General features: G+C 67.9%; 17 protein-coding genes. 11 read left to right on the top strand and 6 right to left on the bottom strand.

Annotated elements, in window-relative coordinates:
- Window positions 1-8: 8 nt before the first annotated feature.
- Together ATCM_RS14145 and ATCM_RS14140 are read right to left on the bottom strand one after the other, a co-directional pair.
- Window positions 9-806, bottom strand: a complete 798-nt coding sequence (locus ATCM_RS14145; protein ID WP_207911817.1) for a fimbria/pilus periplasmic chaperone — start codon at window positions 804-806, stop codon at window positions 9-11.
- A gap of 10 nt (window positions 807-816) precedes the next feature.
- A complete protein-coding gene (locus ATCM_RS14140; protein ID WP_132865123.1) occupies window positions 817-1,329 on the bottom strand; it encodes a spore coat U domain-containing protein in 513 nt (170 codons plus the stop codon).
- A 309-nt stretch (window positions 1,330-1,638) separates the two neighbouring features.
- Between ATCM_RS14140 and map the strand changes: the two genes are divergently transcribed.
- The 5 genes from map to dapE all read left to right on the top strand — a co-directional run bounded on the left by map (window position 1,639) and on the right by dapE (window position 7,858).
- Window positions 1,639-2,415, top strand: a complete 777-nt coding sequence (gene map / locus ATCM_RS14135; protein ID WP_132865122.1) for a type I methionyl aminopeptidase — start codon at window positions 1,639-1,641, stop codon at window positions 2,413-2,415.
- Window positions 2,412-5,057, top strand: a complete 2,646-nt coding sequence (locus ATCM_RS14130) for a [protein-PII] uridylyltransferase (protein ID WP_132865121.1) — start codon at window positions 2,412-2,414, stop codon at window positions 5,055-5,057. The genes map and ATCM_RS14130 overlap by 4 nt, the downstream gene beginning before the upstream one ends.
- The gene (gene dapD / locus ATCM_RS14125) at window positions 5,057-6,115 is read left to right on the top strand and encodes a 2,3,4,5-tetrahydropyridine-2,6-dicarboxylate N-succinyltransferase (RefSeq protein WP_132865120.1); all 1,059 of its coding nucleotides are present in this window, start codon (window positions 5,057-5,059) and stop codon (window positions 6,113-6,115) included. Before ATCM_RS14130 ends, dapD begins: the two co-directional genes overlap by 1 nt.
- A 169-nt stretch (window positions 6,116-6,284) precedes the next feature.
- Entirely contained in the window at window positions 6,285-6,641 is a 357-nt protein-coding gene (locus ATCM_RS14120; RefSeq protein WP_132865119.1) for a Spx/MgsR family RNA polymerase-binding regulatory protein, read from the top strand.
- A gap of 89 nt (window positions 6,642-6,730) precedes the next feature.
- Window positions 6,731-7,858, top strand: coding sequence for a succinyl-diaminopimelate desuccinylase (gene dapE / locus ATCM_RS14115; protein WP_132865118.1), 1,128 nt, complete (start codon window positions 6,731-6,733; stop codon window positions 7,856-7,858).
- A 70-nt stretch (window positions 7,859-7,928) separates the two neighbouring features.
- On the opposite strand, the gene ATCM_RS14110 is transcribed toward dapE, so the two are convergent.
- Entirely contained in the window at window positions 7,929-8,825 is an 897-nt protein-coding gene (locus tag ATCM_RS14110) for a tetratricopeptide repeat protein (RefSeq protein ID WP_132865117.1), read from the bottom strand.
- Between the two features lie 2 nt (window positions 8,826-8,827).
- Between ATCM_RS14110 and ATCM_RS14105 the strand changes: the two genes are divergently transcribed.
- The 3 genes from ATCM_RS14105 to ATCM_RS14095 all read left to right on the top strand — a co-directional run bounded on the left by ATCM_RS14105 (window position 8,828) and on the right by ATCM_RS14095 (window position 11,379).
- Window positions 8,828-9,040 carry a hypothetical protein gene (locus tag ATCM_RS14105; protein WP_132865116.1) on the top strand — a complete coding sequence of 71 codons (213 nt, stop codon included), beginning with the start codon at window positions 8,828-8,830 and terminating at the stop codon, window positions 9,038-9,040.
- Window positions 9,041-9,184: 144 nt separating this feature from the next.
- Complete coding sequence (gene asnB / locus ATCM_RS14100; protein ID WP_132865115.1) at window positions 9,185-10,870, top strand: asparagine synthase B; 1,686 nt, start codon at window positions 9,185-9,187, stop codon at window positions 10,868-10,870.
- An 83-nt stretch (window positions 10,871-10,953) separates the two neighbouring features.
- Window positions 10,954-11,379 carry a RidA family protein gene (locus ATCM_RS14095; protein WP_165931185.1) on the top strand — a complete coding sequence of 142 codons (426 nt, stop codon included), beginning with the start codon at window positions 10,954-10,956 and terminating at the stop codon, window positions 11,377-11,379.
- A gap of 90 nt (window positions 11,380-11,469) precedes the next feature.
- Here ATCM_RS14095 and ATCM_RS14090 read toward each other — a convergent pair whose 3' ends face one another.
- Window positions 11,470-13,881: a penicillin acylase family protein gene (locus ATCM_RS14090; RefSeq protein WP_132865113.1), complete on the bottom strand. Its 2,412-nt coding sequence runs from the start codon at window positions 13,879-13,881 to the stop codon at window positions 11,470-11,472.
- Between the two features lie 185 nt (window positions 13,882-14,066).
- Between ATCM_RS14090 and ATCM_RS14085 the strand changes: the two genes are divergently transcribed.
- The gene (locus tag ATCM_RS14085; protein ID WP_132865112.1) at window positions 14,067-14,555 is read left to right on the top strand and encodes a bacterioferritin; all 489 of its coding nucleotides are present in this window, start codon (window positions 14,067-14,069) and stop codon (window positions 14,553-14,555) included.
- A gap of 177 nt (window positions 14,556-14,732) precedes the next feature.
- Here the strand turns inward: ATCM_RS14085 and ATCM_RS14080 are convergent, their stop codons facing one another.
- Together ATCM_RS14080 and parC are read right to left on the bottom strand one after the other, a co-directional pair.
- A complete protein-coding gene (locus tag ATCM_RS14080; RefSeq protein WP_132865111.1) occupies window positions 14,733-15,389 on the bottom strand; it encodes a thiopurine S-methyltransferase in 657 nt (218 codons plus the stop codon).
- Window positions 15,390-15,648: 259 nt separating this feature from the next.
- A complete protein-coding gene (parC, locus tag ATCM_RS14075; protein WP_132865110.1) occupies window positions 15,649-17,892 on the bottom strand; it encodes a DNA topoisomerase IV subunit A in 2,244 nt (747 codons plus the stop codon).
- A gap of 245 nt (window positions 17,893-18,137) precedes the next feature.
- Here parC and ATCM_RS14070 point away from each other — a divergent pair, with 245 nt between their 5' ends.
- A complete protein-coding gene (locus ATCM_RS14070; protein WP_132865109.1) occupies window positions 18,138-18,563 on the top strand; it encodes a MarR family transcriptional regulator in 426 nt (141 codons plus the stop codon).
- Window positions 18,560-20,038 (top strand): efflux transporter outer membrane subunit, encoded by a 1,479-nt coding sequence (locus ATCM_RS14065; RefSeq protein WP_132865108.1) that lies wholly within the window; start codon window positions 18,560-18,562, stop codon window positions 20,036-20,038. The genes ATCM_RS14070 and ATCM_RS14065 overlap by 4 nt, the downstream gene beginning before the upstream one ends.
- Window positions 20,039-20,047 lie beyond the last annotated feature (9 nt).

The raw sequence follows: 20,047 nt of genomic DNA, 5'->3' as shown, positions 1-20,047 counted from the left end.
GCCGAAGCCTACTGGCCGGCAGCGATCTGCGGCAGTGCTTGTGGGTCGGTGTCGTCATTGAGTCTTGCGTGAAGCGTGCCGTTGCCGTGCAGGGGCGAAGGCAGGGGCAGTGTCCAGCGCACGCCGGCACCCGGCAGCACGTAGCCCAACAGGCCCGGAGACAATTCGATGTCCGGGCCCGTGGGCGTCACCCAGCGCAGCTGGCTGATGCGGATGCGTTGTGTGCCGTGGTTGTGCAGCACCAGGGAGAGGTTGCCGCGTTCCTTCGTCCAGTGGCCCTGCAGGTGGTGTGCGTCCGTTGGCAGGCGGCCGCCGCTGCGCTCCAGTTGGGGGACTGCACCGGGCGGCAGTACGAACACGGGGATGGAATAACGCAGCAGGAACTGCAGGCTAGGGACGGGGGTATCCGCGTCGCCGGGCAACTCGTCGACGATCAGGCGGAACGCTTTCTCTAGGTCATTGATGCCGGGCTCGGCCTGTACCAGCCGGACCAATTGGCTGTGGCCCGCCGCGATCTCGATCAGTGGCGGGCTGGCGAGCAGGGCGTCGGAGGGCTGCAACACGTCCTGCTGCCCCGCTTGTGTCCACTGCTGGACGCGGATCTGCGCGCGCAGCGGGTGCTGCCCGGTGTTGGCCAGCCAGAGCGTCTGCGAGTGCTGGCCATGGGCAAACTCCAGCAGGATCGGGGCGACCTGCAGGTTGCCCGCATGTGTGCTGCCCGCGGCGATCAGCAGCAACGCAAATGCGGCGGTGGCGAGCCCGCGCAGGCTCGCCACCCGCGACGCGGGCGGGTGGCGTGGGGACATGAGGGCCCGCTCAGTACATGACGGTGGTAGTGACCGTGTCCACATAGGTGCCGGCGGGGGCGTCGGTACCCGGGACGCGCCCATACACCGGAATGGACTGGGTGGCCGCGGTGCCCGTGCCGGCCAGGGTGTTGGTGTTGCTCACATCGCCCCAGAAGTCGGTGCGCGCTGCGTCACGGTACAGGCCGTACCGGACGTAGCGGTTGTCGGCGCTGACCATCCTGCGGTTGTCGGCCGATGCCGTGGGGCTGGTCGGGTTGAGGCCGGCATTCATGGCGATCTGGTAGGGCGTGCCCTTGGTGCAGTTGAGCTGCAGGGCGCCCTGCTTGTCGATCGGGGTGGCGTCGGTGGAGCGCGCGTGGGTGCCGAAGTCGATGTCCGTGGCGCTGATGGTGTGCACATCGCAGGACTCGGTGATGACGATCTTGACCTGGAACTGGGCGGTATCCGTGGCGGCGAGGGCGGCGCTGGGCATGGAGGCGGCCAACAGGCCGGCGAACAGATGAGCGGTACGAGCGTTCATTGGGATCCTTGCGCGGGGGGAGTGGGGCACCGGCTGCCGCGTTGGCGAGCCCTTGCAGCAAGACAGGAATGTGGGAGCAGGTGCGGGATCCAGTGTGCTGTCTGGCCGCCGGGCCAAAGGATGAGATATGGCCGGATCCGGGGTTTTTGTGATGTTTGTCGGCCAAATTGCCGCCAATTCGACAGGGCTGCTGTCAGCAGGGCCTTTGCCGGCAATCGGGGGCGGCCGGTCCGGTCGGCCGCCGGGGCACCTAAACGTTTAATAATGTGAAAGGTTCAGCGATCTCCCCAAATGCGCGATAATCCGCCGATGGCAATCCAACTGAAAACCCCTGAAGAAATCGAGAAGATGCGCATCGCCGGCCGCCTGGCTGCCGAGGTGCTCGACATCATTGGTCCGCACGTCAAGCCCGGTGTCACCACCGAGGAACTGGACCGCATCTGCCACGATCACATCATCAACGTGCAGGGTGCGATCCCGGCCAACGTGGGCTACCGCGGGTTCCCCAAGACCGTCTGCACCTCGGTCAACAACGTCATCTGCCATGGCATCCCGAGCGAAGCCAAGGTGTTGAAGGACGGCGACATCGTCAACATCGACGTGACCGTCATCAAGGATGGTTGGCACGGTGATACCAGCCGCATGTACTACGTCGGCACCCCGTCGGTGATGGCCAAGCGCCTGGTGGAGACCACCCGGGAAGCCATGTGGCGCGGCATCCGTGCGGTCAAGCCGGGCGCGACGCTGGGCGACGTGGGCCACGCCATCCAGGAATACGCCGAATCCGAACGCTTCAGCGTGGTGCGCGAGTACTGCGGGCATGGCATCGGCAAGGTCTACCACGACGAGCCGCAGGTGCTGCATTACGGCCGTCCGGGCCAGGGCCTGGTGCTCAAGCCGGGCATGACCTTCACGATCGAGCCGATGATCAATGAAGGCACCCGCTACACCAAGGTACTGCCCGACGGCTGGACCGTGGTGACCAAGGACCGCAAGCTGTCGGCCCAGTGGGAGCACATGATCGCGGTGACTGAAGACGGCGTGGAAGTGCTGACGCTGTCGCCAGCCGAATCCGCGCAGGCATGAGCCAACTGCCGGCGGGTCAGGTCGATTCCGTACCGGACGCGCCGGCAGATCCTGCCGGTGATGCGCAGTGGGCCGCGCAGGCGCGGCAATCACTGGCGCATACCGATGCGCGGTTGTGCAAACGCTTCGAGCAGGGCGACAACGTCGAGCGCCTGCTCGGGCTGCGCGCGCGCGCGGCCGACCTGCTGATCCGCCAGGCCTGGCAGCGCTGCATCGGCGATGCCGCGTTGTCCCTGTTCGCGGTCGGCGGCTACGGGCGGGGGGAGTTGTTCCCGCGCTCGGACATCGACCTGCTGGTGCTGGGCGAGGTGCCGGCCCAACAGGCGCATGAGGCGGGCCTGGCGCGCCTGTTCGCGTTGCTGTGGGACGCCGGCCTGCCGGCCAGCCATGCAGTGCGCTCGGCCGAGGAGTGCACCCGGGCCGCCGCCGACCAGACCGTGCTGACTGCGTTGATCGAGGCACGCCCGTTGTGCGCCGGCAACGCCGCGCAGCAGGCGCTGGCGCGCGCGGTCGCCCCCGGGCTGGTCTGGCCGGCGCGCGAATTCTTCCTGGCCAAGCGCGAGGAACTGCAGCGGCGGCACCAGCGCTTCGGCGACACCGCCGACAACCTGGAGCCGGACATCAAGGACGGCCCGGGCGGGTTGCGCGACCTCAACACGCTGGGCTGGATGGCGCTGCGCGCCTTCGGGGTGAGCAACATCGACGCGCTGGTGGGCCTGGGCCACCTGGGCCTGGACGAGGCCGCTGCCCTCAAGCGCGAGCGGCTGGTGCTGGCGCGGTTGCGCTTCGGCCTGCACCTGGTCGCCCAGCGTGCCGAGGAACGGCTGCGCTTCGATCACCAGAAGACGCTCGCCGCGCGCATGGGCTTCGTCGATGACGCCGAAAGCCTGGGCGTGGAAAAGATGATGCAGGGCTTCTATCGCAGCGCCGCGGTGATCCGTCGCATCAGCGACCGCCTGCTGCAGCGCTTCGAGGAACAGTTCGACGGCGAGGCGAGCCCGGAGCCGGTGGGCGATGGTTTCTCGCTGCGCCGCGGTTACCTGTCCGCCGACGACCCCGCCTGGCCGCATGGCGACATCCGCAGCCTGTTCGCATTGTTTGCCTGCTGGGCACGCACCCCGGACGTGCGTGGCCTGCATTCGATGACCGCGCGTGGCCTGGCCGAGATGCTGGACGAGATCCCCGCGTACACCGAGGTGGACGTGGCGGTGCGCGACCAGTTCATGGCGCTGCTGCGCGGCCCGCGCGCGGTCGACACGCTGGCCCGGATGGCACGCCTGGGCGTGCTCGGCCAGTGGATCCCGGCGTTCGCGCAGGTGTCCGGGCGCATGCAGTTCGACCTGTTCCACGTCTACACGGTGGACCAGCACACCTTGATGGTGCTGCGGAACATCGGTCTGTTCGCTTCCGGGCGCGCGGATGAGCGCTTCTCCATCGCCCATGAAGTCTGGCCGCGCCTGCGCAAGCCCGAGTTGCTGCTGCTGGCCGGCCTGTTCCACGACATCGCCAAGGGACGCGGCGGCGACCATTCCGAACTGGGGGCGGTGGATGCACGCGGGTTCTGCGCCGCACATGAGCTCAGCGCCTCGGACACCGAACTGGTGGCATGGCTGGTGGAACAGCACCTGCGCATGTCGGTGACGGCGCAGAAGCAGGACATCACCGACCCGGACGTCATCCAGCGGTTTGCCGCGCTGGTGGGCGACCGCGACCGGCTGGATTACCTGTACCTGCTGACCTGCGCCGATATCGCCGGCACCAGCCCCAAGCTGTGGAATGCCTGGAAGGACCGCCTGCTGGCCGACCTGTACTTCGCCACCCGTCGCGCGCTGCGCGAAGGTGGCGAGCACACCTTGCCCGAAGCCGAGCGCGTGCAGGAAGCACGTGACAACGTGCGCGAGCAGATGCGGCTGCTCGGCCATGCCGACGCGGTGATCGACCGCCAGTTCGCGGCGATGCCGGACGAGAGCTTCCTGCGCTTCCGTCCCGAACAGCTGGTGTGGCAGGCGGCCTCGCTGGTGGAGGTGCGCAAGGGCGGCACGCTGGTGAAGGTGCGCCGCATCACCCCGGAGAGCGATGCACTGGAAGTGTTCGTGCATTCGCTGGACCGCGATGGCCTGTTCGCCGCCATCGTGATGACGCTGGACCGCGCCGGGTACGGCATCCACCGCGCGCGCGTGCTGGACGGCCCGGACGACACCATCTTCGATACGTTCGAAGTGACCCCGGCGGTGAACTTCGCCGATGGTGATACCGCGCGGCTGGAGGCGGCGCTGCGCAAGGCGCTGGCCGGCAATATCCAGATCCTGCGGCCGGCGCGGCGGGTGATGCCACGCCAGCTCAAGCATTTCCGCTTCGCGCCGCGGATCGAGTTCATCGAGTCCACGCATGCCGACCGCACCTTGTTGAACCTGGTGGCGCCGGATCGCCCCGGCCTGCTGGCCGACGTGGCGCATGTCCTGCGTGACCAGCAACTGCGCGTGCAGGATGCGCGCATCGCCACGTTCGGCGAGCGCGCCGAAGACCAGTTCCAGTTGACCGACCGGCACGACCAACCCCTTACCGAATCCTCCCGGCAGGCCCTGCGCGAAGCGTTGCTGGCCAGCCTGGAGCCTGAAAAAACGCCAGGAGACCCCCACTGATGGCCACCCGGAAACCCGCCGCCAAGAAGGCTGCACCGACCAAGAAGACCGCCGCCAAGCCGGCAGCCCCCGCGCCTGTTGCGAAGAAGCCCGTTGCAAAGAAGCCGGTGGTGAAGAAGCCCGCTGCAGCGGCCAAGCCAGTCGTGAAGAAGGCGGTGGCCGCCGCCAAGCCGAAGGCCATCGAATCGGTGGGGCCGCGCAGCCTGCGCAAGCCGCCGGCGCCGGGCGTGGCGGAAATGAAGTTCAGCATCGAGAGCGCGTTCGAGCGCCGCGCGATGCTGACCGTCGACGAGATGGAAGGGTCGACCCGCCCGCTGGTCAACCGCGTGATCGATGGACTGGAGTCGGGTGAGTTCCGCGTCGCCGAGCCCGATGGCAACGGCGGCTGGAAGGTCAACGAGTGGTTGAAGAAGGCGGTGCTGCTGTATTTCCGCGTCAACGACATGGCGGTGATGGAAGGCCGTCCGGCACCGTTCTGGGACAAGGTCGAATCGCGCTTCGAAGGCTATGACGAAACCCGCTTCCGCCAGGCCGGCGTGCGCGTGGTGCCGGGCGCGATCGCCCGCCGCGGCACGCACTTCGGCAAGGACGTGGTGCTGATGCCGAGCTTCACCAACATCGGCGCGCACGTGGGCGAGGGCACCATGGTCGACACCTGGGCCACGGTGGGTTCGTGCGCGCAGATCGGCAAGCACTGCCACCTGTCCGGCGGTGCCGGCATCGGTGGTGTGCTGGAGCCGCTGCAGGCCAGCCCGACCATCATCGAGGACCACTGCTTCATCGGCGCGCGTTCGGAAGTGGTGGAAGGCGTGGTCGTCGGCCATCACAGCGTGATCGGCATGGGCGTGTTCCTGAGCCAGAGCACCCGCATCTACAACCGCGCCACCGGCGAGATTAGCTACGGCTACATCCCCCCGTACAGCGTGGTGGTCAGCGGTTCGCTGCCGTCCAAGGACGGCACCCACTCGCTGTATTGCGCGGTGATCGTCAAGCAGGTTGATGCCCGGACCCGCAGCAAGACCAGCGTCAACGACCTGCTGCGCGGCCTGGCCGACTAACGCAGCAGCCCCGGAAGTTCCCTTCTCCCGCGAGCGGGAGAAGGTGGTGCGAAGCACCGGATGAGGGCGCTTCTGTGCTGTTGATGCACGCAAACCTGGAGCTTGCCCTCACCCCCAACCCCTCTCCCGTACACGGGAGAGGGGAGTACATCATCGCGAGCATTGAACAATGACCACCGTTTTCGGTTTGAAGAACTGCGACACCTGCAAGAAGGCCACCAAGTGGCTGGACCGCTTCAACGTCGCCTACACCTTCGTCGATTACCGCGACAACAAGCCCAGCCCGGAAACGCTGCTGGAATGGGCCGGCAAGGCCGGCGGTTTCGAGGCGATGATCAACAAGTCCTCGACCACCTGGCGGCAGCTGCCGGACAACCGCAAGGGCGCCGCGTCGGATGCCGAGTGGAAACTGCTGCTGCGCGAATACCCGCAGCTGATCAAGCGCCCGGTGGTGATCACCGAGGATGGCCAGTTCAGCCAGGGCTTCAGCGACAACGGCTTCAAGAAGCGCTTCGACATCGCCTGAATCCAACGTAGGCGCGGCCTCGGCCGCGAAACCACCACCGCCGAAACAACCGCGGCGAAAAGCCCGGCGCACCCTCGAACGAGGCCCCCATGAGCGACGTATTCGACCTGACCTGCGCGTTGATCGCGCGCCCCTCGGTAACCCCGGACGATGCCGGTTGCCAGCAGTTGATCGGCGGGCGCCTGGCCGCCGCCGGCTTCCACTGCGAGCACCTGCGCCTGGGCGAAGTCGACAACCTGTGGGCCACCCACGGCAGTGGTGCGCCGGTGCTGGTGCTGCTCGGTCACACCGACGTGGTGCCCAGCGGCCCGGCCGAGCAATGGGCCAGTGAGCCGTTCACTCCGGTCGTGCGCGAAGGCGTACTGTATGGGCGTGGTGCGGCCGACATGAAGGGCAGCGTGGCCGCGTTCGTGGTCGCCGCCGAGCAGTTCGTGGCCGCGCATCCGCAGCATCCGGGCACGTTGGCGGTGCTGCTGACCAGCGATGAGGAGGGCGATGCCATCGATGGCGTGCGCCACGTGGCGCGCCTGTTCCGCGAGCGCGGGCAGGGCATCGACTGGTGCATCACCGGCGAGCCTTCTTCCACCGCAAGGCTCGGTGACCTGCTGCGCGTGGGCCGGCGTGGCAGCCTGTCGGCCAAGCTGCGGGTGAAGGGCGTGCAGGGCCACGTGGCCTATCCGGACAAGGCGCGCAACCCGATCCACCTGGCCGCTTCGGCGTTGGCCGAGCTGACCGCACGGCATTGGGACGATGGCTATGAGAGCTTCCCGCCGACCAGCCTGCAGGTGTCCAACATCAACGCCGGCACCGGCGCCAACAACGTGATCCCCGGCGAGCTGCAGGTGATGTTCAACCTGCGCTACAACCCGCATTGGAATGCCGACCAGCTGGAGGCGGAGATCACCGCGCTGCTCGACCGCCATCACCTGGACTACGAATTGAACTGGCATCGCAGCGGCGAGCCGTTCTACACGCCGGAAGGGCGCCTGCGCAGCGTCGCGCGCGAGGTGCTGGCCGGGTTCGCCGGCACGCCGCCGGAAGAAAGCACCGGCGGTGGCACTTCCGATGCACGCTTCATCGCGCCGCTGGGCGCGCAGTGCATTGAGGTTGGGCCGGTGAACGCCAGCATCCACCAGGTGGACGAGAACGTGCGCGTGGCCGACCTGGAAGCCTTGCCGGCGCTGTACCAGCGGCTGATCGAGCGCCTGCTCGCCTAGCCGCTGCCCGCCGGCGGCGACGCGGCGGCCGGCATTCGACGATGCAGGACCCGGGCGCGGGGCAGGCGCCCTATTCGAAGATGAAGAAGGGCGGGGCGATGGCCTTGCGCCAGTAGGCTTCTTCGGCCCGATAGAACTGCTGGGCCTGCGCCTGTGCGAACCACGCCGCCGCAGCGTCCACGTCGGCCTGCAGTCCCTTGCTGCCGCGTCCCAGCGCCAGTCCGGCGAAGTACTGCCCGTAGACGTTGCCCTGTGCGCCCGCGCGCTGGTACCAGCGCAGCGCTTCGGTGGTGTCTTCGGCCACGCCCAGTCCGGCTTCGTGCAGCGTGCCGAGATCGACCTGCGCCTCGGCGTCGCCACGCGCGGCGTCGCGCTGGATGCGCGCGATCACGGCGTTCAACGATGGCCCGTCCAGGCGCAGGCGGCCGACCGATGCCGGCTCACCCGCCGCCGCGCGCAGGGGCGCGAGCTTGTACAACTCGCGCATGTAGACCGCGTGGCGCATCCGCCACCGCAGCGCGCCGGCCATGTCACCGCGATCGGCATGCCACCGCCCCAGGTCGGCCATGGCATAGGGCGAGCCGTGGTAGGCGGCGCTGCGGTACCAGCGGTAGGCCTTGCGTGGCGATGGCTTGAGCACGACGTGCCCGGGTTCCTGTGGTGCATCGCCACTGTCGAGCCGGCCACGTTCCAGGATTGTCCCGAGCTGTTCCTCGGCGCTGGCGCTGTGGTGGGTGCGGGGCGGGATCGCCGCGGCGCGTGCGTACCAGTCCAGTGCCCGCGGATCGTTGCGGGACCGGTACAGGCGCGCCATGCGCAGGGCCGAATCGAACTGGCCATCGGCGGTGGCGGCCAGGGCCTGGCGTTCGCTGTCGTCGCTTGGCCGGTGTGTCCGGGTGGACGCGCAGCCGGCCAGGATGAACAGGGCGAGCGCGCCCAGGAGCAGGCGGGGAGCGTGGGGGATCATCCGTGAAGTCCTGGCAGGGCAGGGGATTATCCGGGACCGTGGCGGCCCAACCGCTGAATCGGTTGCGCGAGCAACAGTTGCGCGGCCGCCAAAACAGGGATACGGTCAGCGCCATGTCCTCGTTCCTGGCCACCGCCGTCAACAACAACAACAACCGCAATAATCTGCGCGCGAATAATCGTGCGCGGCCGATGCGGGACTGCGACCAGAGCTAGAACAGGCAACACGCTCAGGACACCAGAAAACCCGCATCGGTCGATGCGGGTTTTTTTGTGGCCGGGCGGGAATACCAAGCGGCTGCGCCGTCCCCATGCCGTTGCTTCGAATGCTTGTCCCCACACAACCCCAGGAGCTTTCCCATGTGTTCCATCTTCGGCATTTTCGGCCTGCAACCGGGCGATGACCTGCAGGCGCTGCGTCGCCAGGCGCTTGACCAATCCCAGCGCCAGCGCCACCGCGGCCCGGACTGGAGCGGCGTCTACGTCGACACCGGCGCCATCCTGGTGCACGAGCGGCTGGCCATCGTCGATCCGGCCGGCGGCTCGCAGCCGCTGCTGTCCGAGGACGGCGAACTGGCGCTGGCGGTGAACGGCGAGATCTACAACCACCAGGAGCTGAAGAAGGAACTCGCCCAGCCCTACGCCTTCCAGACCGGTTCGGACTGCGAGGTGATCAACGCGCTGTACCGGCAGGACGAACCGGCATCGTTCCTCAACCGCCTCAACGGCATCTTCGCCTTCGCCTTGTGGGACAAGGCCAAGGGCCGCGCGATCATCGCCCGCGACCCGATCGGCGTGGTGCCGCTGTACTGGGGGCATGACAAGCAGGGCCGCCTGTGCGTGGCCTCGGAGATGAAGTCACTGTCCGATACCTGCGCCGACGTGGCGCAGTTCCCGCCGGGCCACTGGTACGACAGCAGCACCGACACGCTGACCCGCTACTACGAGCGGCCGTGGCGTGACTATGACGCGGTCCAGGGCGTGGACGTGCCGCTGCAGGAACTGCGCGAGGCGTTCGAGCGCGCCGTGCACCGCCAGCTGATGACCGACGTGCCGTATGGCGTGCTGCTCTCCGGCGGGCTGGATTCGTCGCTGGTCGCGGCGGTGGCCGCGCGCTATGCACGCCATCGCATCGAGGACGGCGGCCAGAGCGAGGCCTGGTGGCCGCGCTTGCACAGCTTCGCCATCGGCCTGAAGGGCTCGCCGGACCTGGCCGCGGCCAAGGTTGCCGCCGAGGCGCTGGGCACCGTCCACCATGGGTTCGAGTACACCTTCGAGGAAGGGCTGGATGCGCTGCCGGAAGTCATTCGGCATATCGAGACCTATGACGTCACCACCATCCGCGCCTCCACGCCGATGTTCCTGCTGGCGCGCCGGATCAAGGCGATGGGCGTGAAGATGGTGCTGTCCGGCGAAGGCAGCGACGAGATCTTTGGCGGCTACCTGTACTTCCACAAGGCGCCGAACGCGCGCGAGTTCCATGAGGAACTGGTGCGCAAGCTCGACGGGCTGAACAACTACGATTGCCTGCGGGCCAACAAGTCGATGATGGCCTGGGGCGTGGAGCCGCGCGTGCCGTTCCTGGACCGCGAGTTCATGGACGTGGCGATGAAGATGGACGCGCGCGCCAAGATGGTCGACAAGGCCGGCGGCCGCATCGAGAAGGCGGTGCTGCGCGAAGCCTTCGAGGGCTACCTGCCGAAGGAGATCCTGTGGCGGCAGAAGGAGCAGTTCAGCGACGGCGTCGGCTACGGCTGGATCGACGGGCTCAAGGCGCACGCCGAGGAACAGGTCAGCGACCGCGTGCTGGCCGCGGCCGACAAGCGCTTCCCGTACAACCCGCCGCAGACCAAGGAGGCGTACTACTATCGCCACCTGTTCGAACAGTTCTACCCGAGCCGCGCGGCGTCGGAGACGGTGCCGGGCGGCAAGTCGATCGCCTGTTCCTCGCCGGCCGCGATTGCCTGGGATGCCAGTTTCGCCAGCATGGCCGACCCCTCCGGTCGCGCCGTGGCCGGCGTGCATGAGCAGGCACTGGCCGGTTGAGCAGCGCGGCGGGCCCCGCACGGATGCGGGTCCCGTCGTATCGATCGCCGGTGACGGCATTTCCATGACGGGGAGGAGGAATGATGCGCGCATTGATGCTGGGAATTGCCGGCCTGTTGGCGTGTGGCCTGGCGCAGGCGACGGAGGTCCCGCTGGAACGGCATTCGCTGGGCAGCTGGGAGGCGGACATCGGCTACAGCGGCGTGGTCCGTGACGGCGACACGCTGCATATCTCCGGCGTGCCGTGCCGGGGCAAGGACATGCAGGAGGCGGTGCAGCGCTGCTACGGGAAATTGAACGAGATCCTGCAGCGCTTCGGTGCCGACAGCAGTCAGGTGGTGAAGGAAACCGCGTTCACCACCGACATGGATGCCCTGGTCAAGGCCATCCCGGAACGAAAGGCGTTCTTTGCCGATGGTCGCTATCCGGCTGCCTCCTGGGTACAGGTGGAGCGCCTGTTCAATGCCCAGGACATGCTGGAGGTGGAGTGGACCGTGCGGCTGAAGTGACCGCCGCATGAGGGATGGCCCGGCGGCGCATGGCCGGCCGGGCTTCATTGCAGTGGCCCCGCCGACCGGACGCGCTCCTGCCGGCCGGGATCATCGTGGGCTCAGGCGCAGCGTGTGCACGCGTTCCCCGGGCAGGAACGGAGTCGGCGTGCCCTTGACCCAATCCTCATGGCCCGCGCCCCAGAACGGCGACAACGGATGACCGCTCTGGCCGCCGGGCATGTGCACGATGCCGTCGGCTTCATGTCCGGGTGAGACCACCATGCGCTCGGAGGCGCCGAAGGAGGGGCCGACCACGCGCGGCATGTCGCCATCACCGGCCAGGGCTTGGCGCGGCATGCACAGCCAGCGCTTGAACAGTTCCGGGAGTGCGCGGCTGACCGGGTGGCAGATGGCCGCCGTGTTGCGTTCGCCCCAGGTGCGCTGGGTGAGGTCCGCCCCTTGGGCGGTGAGGTCCTTCTCCAGCTGGACGGCGCTCTCGGCCAGCAACGCATCCCAGCTCTTGAACGGTGGCGGCAGCAGGTGCACCGGCCGTTCGGTCAGCAGTGGCCAGGCCACGCCCTCCATCTGCGGCAGGTTGGGCGCGATGAAGTCATCGCCCAAGGTGGCCTGCGCGGGTGCCAGCAGCGCGGCCTGCAGGTTGTCGAGCAGGATGCCGCGGAAGCCGCGGGCAAGCCGGTAGCTGACCGAGTCGACGCTGGCGTGGCCTTCCCAGCTGCGGGTGGCCGCTTCCAGCCGTTGCAGCGCGGGATCGCTGCTGTGCTCGACGGTCTGCCGCAACAGCTTCCACCAGCGTTCCATCAGCAGGGCGCGGTCATCGAGCTGGATGGCGAGCAGGTCGCGTTCGGTGAACTGCTGGCGTGCGAACAGGGCGTCGCGGATCTGCCGGGCGCGTGCGCCGAAGTCGTAGCCCCCGTTGCCGGCCACCGCCAGCGCCGGGCCGTCGAGTACGCGCCCGTTCGCGGTCCATAGGCGGTGGTCCGGCGGGTCGACCAGTGACGGGGCCTGGTCGGAGCGGATCGCCCACGCGCTACACGTCGTCGGCGTGGCGGGCACCGCCTGGGCAGGGGTATCGATGCCATGCGAACAGTCCTGGCTCCGGTCCGGACGTGCGCCGATCAGCCGCCAGGCAATGCGTCCCTTGCGGTCACCGACCAGCAGGTTCTGCGCCGGGATACCGGAGCGGTCGGCTACGGAAAAGGCGGCATCGAGGTCGGCGGCCTTGGCCATGTCGGCGAAGTCCAGGCGTACCGCGCCGGGCAGCTGGCCCACCCAGCGCAGCGCCAGCAGCGAGCCATCGGGGGTGTCATGCAGCACCGGTCCCCAGTCGGATTCACGCACGAGCAGCCGTTCCGGCGCCTGCCCGGCGACGGCAATGGATTCCACGTACTCGCGCAGCGGCGTGTCCGCAGGCAGCGGCGCGAAGTCGGCGGTGTCGATGTAGCTGTTGGTGAACGCCCAGGCCACGCGCGTGTTGCTGCCGACGATCACCGCCGGCAGGCCGGGCAGGGTGAAGCCGGTGACATCGATGTTGCCGTCCGGCGCGGTGGGTTCGGCATAGCGCAGGCGCGCGCGGAACCAGATGTTGGGTGCGCGCAGGGTGAGGTGCATGTCATCGGCGATGATCGCGCGGCCGTCGGCGGTGAGCGCCCCGGACACGGCGAAGTTGTTGCTCCCCGGAAAGTAATCGGCCGCCTCCGGCGGCCCGCCGAGGCCTCTCTTCCCCCCTGCGGGAGAGAGGGGGACCCTCTGCGACGCGGAGGGTGGAGAGGGGGCTGCCGTCGCGTCGCCCTGCGCGGGCGGCACAACGCGCAGATCCAAGGCATCCGCCCCCGGCAGCACCGCATCGCCACGCGCGTTTCCGAACAGGGGCGCGTCCCAGCTGCTGCCGTCGTGGCTGATCAGGGCATACAGGGCCGGAGGCACGACCTCGCGGATGCGCCCCAGCGCCAGTTCGCGGGTATTGCTGGTGTCCTGCAGGTCGGCATACATGGCCAATCCGGTCAGGACCGAGTCTTCCAGTTCCCACGGCCGTGGTTGCTGGCGCAGCAGCAGGTACGGCCAGGGGCGCACCGGCAGGGCGGCCAGGCCGGCGTTGACGCCCTCGCGGTAGGCCTCGATGACCGCGCGTTTGTCGCCCAGCGCCACGCCCAGGTTTTCATGGGTGCGTGCCCGCAGCCGGTGCACGCGCATGGCGCGGTCGCGGGGCAGGGCGGCGGCGCCGAACAGTTCGGACAGCTCGCCGGCGGCGGCGCGCCGCATCAGGTCCATCTCGAAGAAGCGCTCCTGCGCGTGCACGTAGCCCAGTGCACGCGCCATGTCCGCCTCATTGGCGGCCTGCACGGTGAGCATGCCGTTGGCATCGCGATCAAGGCTGACCGGGGCGCTGAGCCCGGGCAACAGCAACTCGCCATCCAACTGGGCCAGGCTGCCGCGCAGCAGCAGCCAGACGACCAGAACCAGAACAAGCAACAGACCCAGCAAGATCCCCAGTGAACGCATCAGCCAACGCAGCACAGGCCTACCCCCGGTCAGGTGTGTCCGGCGATTGTAGACAGCTTGTGAAGCCGGCAGGTGTCAAAAGGCGGGCCGGCGAGGGGAAGCGCAACTGAAAGTGATTCCGATTAGATCATTGCGCGGCGGGATAGGGCACCCTATGCCCATTCCGAACCATCAGGAGCACCCCCATGCAGGGCAAACCCGAAGTCATCGAATGCCTGAAGGAGCTGCTGCGCGGCGAGTTGGCTGCGCGCGACCAGTACTTCATCCATTCCCGCCGTTATGAGGACCAGGGCCTGCAGGCGCTGTACGAACGCATCGGCCACGAGATGGAAGAGGAGACCGAGCACGCCGACGCGCTGCTGCGCCGCATCCTGTTCCTGGGCGGCAACCCGGACATGCGCCCGCACGGCTTCGAGCCGGGCCTGACCGTGGTGGAGATGCTGGAGAAGGACCTGCAGGTCGAATACCAGGTGCGCGCCAACCTGGCCGCCGGCGTGAAGCTGTGCGAAGCGCACGGTGACTACGTGAGCCGCGACATCCTGATCGCGCAGTTGCGTGACACCGAGGAAGACCATGCCTGGTGGCTGGAGCAGCAGCTGGGCCTGATCAAGCGGATCGGCCTGGCGCTGTACCAGACCAGCAAGATGGACGCCAAGGGCACCCCGGCGCACTGATCGGGATGACGGAGGAGGGGCGGCGTGAGCCGCCCTTCTTCTTTATGGGGCTTTTCCTTGAAGCGACCCTCATCCCAACCCCTCTCCCGCAGGCGGGAGAGGGGCTCGGAGCCCGTGGACTGGTCGTGACAAGCCCCTCTCCCGCCTGCGGGAGAGGGGTTGGGGTGAGGGCTGTCTTCAGCCGTGCAGCAAGCGATACACGGCCGTGGACAGCGCACTCACGCCCTGCGCGCGGAAGTCCGGTTGCTGGTCGAGGATGTCGCGGCGCTCTTCCAGTTGCACTTTCCAGCCCAGCCGGGACAGCTGCTCCACCTCGGGCTGCTCGACCGAGAACGGCGGGCCCTGCTTTTCGTCCTGCGGGTACTCCAGGGTGATCAGCACGCCTTGGCAGCCCTGCGGCACGCGTGCATAGACGGTGTCGCGATAGCGCTCGCGCAGCGCCGGCGGGAGGGCGATCAGCGCAGCACGGTCGTAGAGCGCGGCGATGTCGGAGAGCAGTGTCGCATCGAGCGCGAAGGCATCGCCGCAGATGATCTCGATCGGCCCCGCGACATAGTGCTCGCCGTTGGCACTGCGGTGGCGCTGCGGGGTGAGGCCGGCTTCGGCGAAGAACTGCTCCACGGCCAGCGATGACAACTCCACGCCCAGCACCCGGTGCCCCTGCGCGGCCAGCCAATGCATGTCCAGGGTCTTGCCGCACAGCGGCACCAGCACACGGCTGCCGGTGGGCAGCTGCAGGTCGGGCCAGTGCTTCTGCAGCAACGGCATCACCTCGTTGCGGTGGAAGCCGATCTGGCCGTCATGCCAGCGTTGGAGCCAGAAGTCGGGATGCATGGGGTTCGTCCAAGGGAAGAGGGCACCATTGTAGGAGTGGCGTTGGCCGCGATGCCGGGCATGCTGCAGATGCAGGCCGTGCCTGACCGGCGCGTTCATCGGCTTCGCGGCCGAGGTCGCTCCTGCGAAAAAAAAAGCCGGGCGTTCTGCCCGGCTTTTTGGTGATTACTGGACTTCCAGTCCTTCGACCTTCTGCCGCGCCATGCACACATCCGGCAATCGCATTGCCGAATGCGCCGCCGCGCGCCAGTGAAGTGAATTACTGGACTTCCAGCCCTTCGACCTTCTGCCACCCCCTCGGCAACAAATGCCCGCGCGTGGCCCGGGTGCCCAGGTAGGTTTCCAGGTCCTTGAACGACAGGTTCATCGTGCGCTGGCCGCTGCGGACCAGCAGGGTGTTGCCCGGGCCCACCGCGACCACCGCCACCACGCGCTCGGTGGAGAGCTTGGCCTTGGGGATCTCGATGATCTTGTTGCCCTTGCCCTTGTCCAGCTCGGGCAGGTCGGCGGCCGGGATGGCCAGCATGTTGCCGGCGCTGGTCACCGCGACGATGCGGTCGGTCTCCGGGTTGGCGACCACGGACGGCGACAGCACCGTCGAGCCGGTGCTCAGGTTGAGCATCGCCTTGCCGGCCTTGTTGCGGCCGACCAGGTTCTCGAAGCGGGTGACGAAGCCATAGCCGTGCGAGGACGCCAGCACGAAGCGGGTGTTGTTCTCGCCGCTGGCCACGGTGACGAAGGAACTGCCCGCCGCCGGCGAGAAGCGGCCAGTCAGTGGCTCGCCGTTGCCGCGCGCCGAGGGCAGGGTGTGCACCGGCGTGGAATAAGCGCGACCCTCGCTGTCGAGGAAGGCGACCTGCTGGGTGCTGCGGGTGCGGGTGGCGGCAAGCAGGCCATCGCCTTCGCGGTAGGACAGCGTGGCGCCGTCCACGTCGTGGCCCTTGGCCGCGCGCACCCAGCCCTTCTCCGAGAGCACCACGGTCATCGGTTCGCTGGCGACCAGCTCGGTCTCGTCGATGGCCTGGGCGGCAACGCGCTGCACCAGCGGCGAACGGCGGGCATCGCCGAACTTCTTGGCATCGGCCAGCAGCTCGTCCTTGACCAGCTTCTTCAGCTTGGCGCTGCTCTGCAGGATCGACAGGATCTTGTCGCGCTCCTTGGCCAACTCGTCCTGCTCGCCACGGATCTTCATTTCCTCCAAGCGGGCCAGCTGCTTGAGCTTGGTCTCCAGGATGTACTCGGCCTGGTCTTCGCTCAGCGCGAAGCGGGCGATCAGCGCGGCCTTGGCGTCGTCCTCGGTGCGGATGATGCGGATCACCTCGTCCAGGTTGAGGAAGGCGATCAGCAAGCCTTCCAACAGGTGCAGGCGACGCTCGACCTTCTGCAAGCGGTGGGTCAAGCGGCGGGTGACGGTGTCCTGGCGGAAGCGCAGCCATTCGCCGAGCAGCATCTTCAGGTTCTTGACCTGCGGGCGCCCGTCCAGACCGATCACGTTGAGGTTGACGCGGTAGCTGCGCTCCAGGTCGGTGGTGGCGAACAGGTGGCCCATCAGCTGTTCGGCATCGACGCGGTTGGAACGCGGGATCAGCACCACCCGTACCGGATTGGCGTGGTCGGACTCGTCGCGGATGTCTTCCAGCCACGGCAGCTTCTTGGCGCGCATCTGCGCGGCGATCTGCTCGATCACCTTGGACGGGGAGACCTGGTGCGGCAGCGCGTTGACCACGATGTTGCTGGCCTCGCGCAGGAAGGTGGCGCGTGCACGCACGCTGCCGTTGCCGGTCTCGTAGATGTTCCGCAGGTCCGACGGCGAGGTGATGATCTCGGCGGTGGTCGGGTAGTCCGGGCCCTTCACGTGCTCGCACAGCTCGGCCACGGTGGCGTCCGGGTCGTCGATCAGGTGCACCAGCGCGCTGACGATCTCATTGAGATTGTGCGAGGGCACGTCGGTGGCCATGCCCACGGCGATGCCGGTGGTGCCGTTGAGCAGCAGGTGCGGCAGGCGCGCCGGCAGCCAGCTGGGCTCTTCCAGGGTGCCGTCGAAGTTGGGCGTCCAGTCCACGGTGCCCTGGCCCAGCTCGCCCAGCAGCACTTCGGCGATGGGGGTGAGCTTGGATTCGGTATAGCGCATGGCCGCGAAAGACTTAGGGTCGTCGCTGGAGCCGAAGTTGCCCTGGCCGTCGATCAGCGGGTAGCGGTAGGAGAACGGCTGGGCCATCAGCACCAGCGCTTCGTAGCAGGCGCTGTCGCCGTGCGGGTGGTACTTACCGATCACGTCACCGACGGTGCGTGCCGACTTCTTGGGCTTGGCCGAGGCGCTCAGCCCCAGCTCGCTCATCGAGTAGATGATGCGGCGCTGCACCGGCTTGAGCCCGTCGCCGATGAACGGCAGGGCGCGGTCCAGGACCACATACATGGAGTAATCGAGATAGGCGCGTTCGGCGTATTCACGCAGCGGCTGCTGTTCGAAGCCGTGGAACGCGGGGCGTGCAAGGTCGGTCATTGCGGGTGGTGCTACCTGTGAACGTTGAAGCCGCGGCGTGGCTGCCGGCTTCCAGCCGCCCGATTATCCGGATGGCGGCGGCGATGCCAAGCGTGTACCGCCGCGGCAACCGGCACGGCGCAGGATTCGATCCAAATCTGTAACACTGAATTCACTTCTTGTTGGAAATGTTCCATTGAGAATATTTCCAAATGGAAATAATATGCCGCCCCATGATTTCCTGCCTGTCCGTGCCCCCGATCGCCATGCCCCCCAGTTTCGGCCTGCTGTTGCGCCAGGTCGGCGACGGGCTGGTGCGCCAGCTCGATGCCGCCATGGCCGAAGAAGGCCTGGGCATCAATTTCACCCACTACGTGGGCCTGAAGGTGCTGGCCAACATGGGCCCGTGCACGGCGGCCGAGCTGGGCCAGGCCATCAACCAGGTGCCCAGCGCGGTCACGCGCCTGCTGGACAAGCTCGAAGCGCTGGGCTGCCTGCGCCGCGAGCCGCATGCGCAGGACCGGCGTGCATTGCAGATCGTGCTTACCGAAAAAGGCCAGGCGCTCTGGCAGCAGTTGAAGGTGCGCGGTGACCGGGTGATGGACCTGGCCATGCGCGACCTCGACGACGCCGAGCGCGCTCTTTTGACTTCCCTGTTGACCCGAGTCCGCGACTCCCTCTCTTCCCCATGAAAACTCATCCATTGCAATCAGCCCGCCCGCTGTTGGTGGGCGTTTTGGCGTTGGCGCTCACCGCCTGTGCCAGCAGCCGTGGGCTGCAGCCGCAGGGACGCCTGCTCGACATGGACGGCCTGCAGGCCGGCCGCAGCCTGGCCGGTGATGACCTGAGCGCCTCCGGTTTCCCGGCCGTGGACTGGTGGCGTGCGCTGGGCGATGCCCAGCTCGACGCGCTGGTCGCCGAAGGGCTGCGCAACAGTCCGTCGCTGGAAGTGGCCGATGCGCGCTTGCGCCAGGCCCAGGCGCAGGTGGCCGGCAGCAAGGCCGAACGCATGCCCAGCCTGTCGGTCTCGCCGGGCTACACCGGCATGCGCCTGCCCGAATCGATGCTGGGCGAGGCCGGTGGCCACTACGCCGGCAGCGTGCAGACCGTGCTGAACTTCAGCTACGGCGTGGACCTGTGGGGCGGCAAGCGCGCCGCCTGGGAAGCGGCGGTGGACAGCCGGCATGCCGCGGCGGTGGACGCGCAGGCGGCACGGCTGGACCTGTCGGCGGCCATCGTCCAGGGCTACGCCCAGTTGGCCCACGCCGGTGCCCTGCAGCGGGTGGCCAATGACGAGCTGGCACGCTCGGAACAGTTGCTGCAACTGACCCGCCAGCGCCGCAGCGCCGGCATCGACAGCGACCTGCAGGTGCGCCAGGCCGAAGCCCGCATCCCGCTGGCACGGCAGCAGCAGTTGGCGGCGCAGCAGCAGATCGATGCCGCCCGCAACGGGCTGGCCGCATTGCTGGGCCAGGGGCCGGACCGCGGCCTGCAGATCGCCGTGCCGGAGGCGCTGAGCCCGCTGGCGCTGCAACTGCCGGGCGTGCTGCCCAGCGAACTGCTGGGTCGTCGTCCCGACGTGGTCGCCGCGCGTTGGCGGGTGGAAGCCTCGGACAAGCAGATCCATGTCGCCAAGTCGCATTTCTATCCCAGCCTCAATCTGATGGCGCTCGGTGGCGTGGTGTCCAAGGACGTCGGCAGCCTGCTGGAAAGTGGCTCCACCTTCGGCCTGCTGGCACCGGCATTGAGCCTGCCGATCTTCGACGGTGGCCGTCTGCGCGCCGGGTTGGCCAAGAGTGACGCCGATTACGACCTGGCCGTGGCCAGCTACAACACCACCGTGGTGCAGGCGCTGCGCGAGGTGGCCGACCAGGTCAACGCGGTGCGTTCGCTGGCCACCCAGGTGGAAGCCCAGCAGCAGGCCGTGGCCACCGCGCAGTCGGCCAACGCGCTGGCGCAGCAGCGCTACCGCGCGGGCATCGGCAACTACCTGGACGTGCTCGGCACCCAGGACGTGCTGCTGCAAGCGCAGCAGCGGCTGAGCAACCTGCAGTCGCAGCAGCTGTTGTCCTCGGTGCAGTTGAGCGCGGCGTTGGGCGGTGGTTACCAGCCCGGCGACGACGCGCTGCCGGGTACCGCCAAGGCTTCCGATCTTCCGAATTCCTGAGAGTCCTTT

Origin of the sequence: Stenotrophomonas sp. ATCM1_4 (assembly GCF_004348115.1) — a bacterium.
Classification (GTDB): Bacteria; Pseudomonadota; Gammaproteobacteria; order Xanthomonadales; family Xanthomonadaceae; genus Stenotrophomonas; species Stenotrophomonas capsici.
This window is presented reverse-complemented; position numbering and strand designations above follow the sequence as displayed.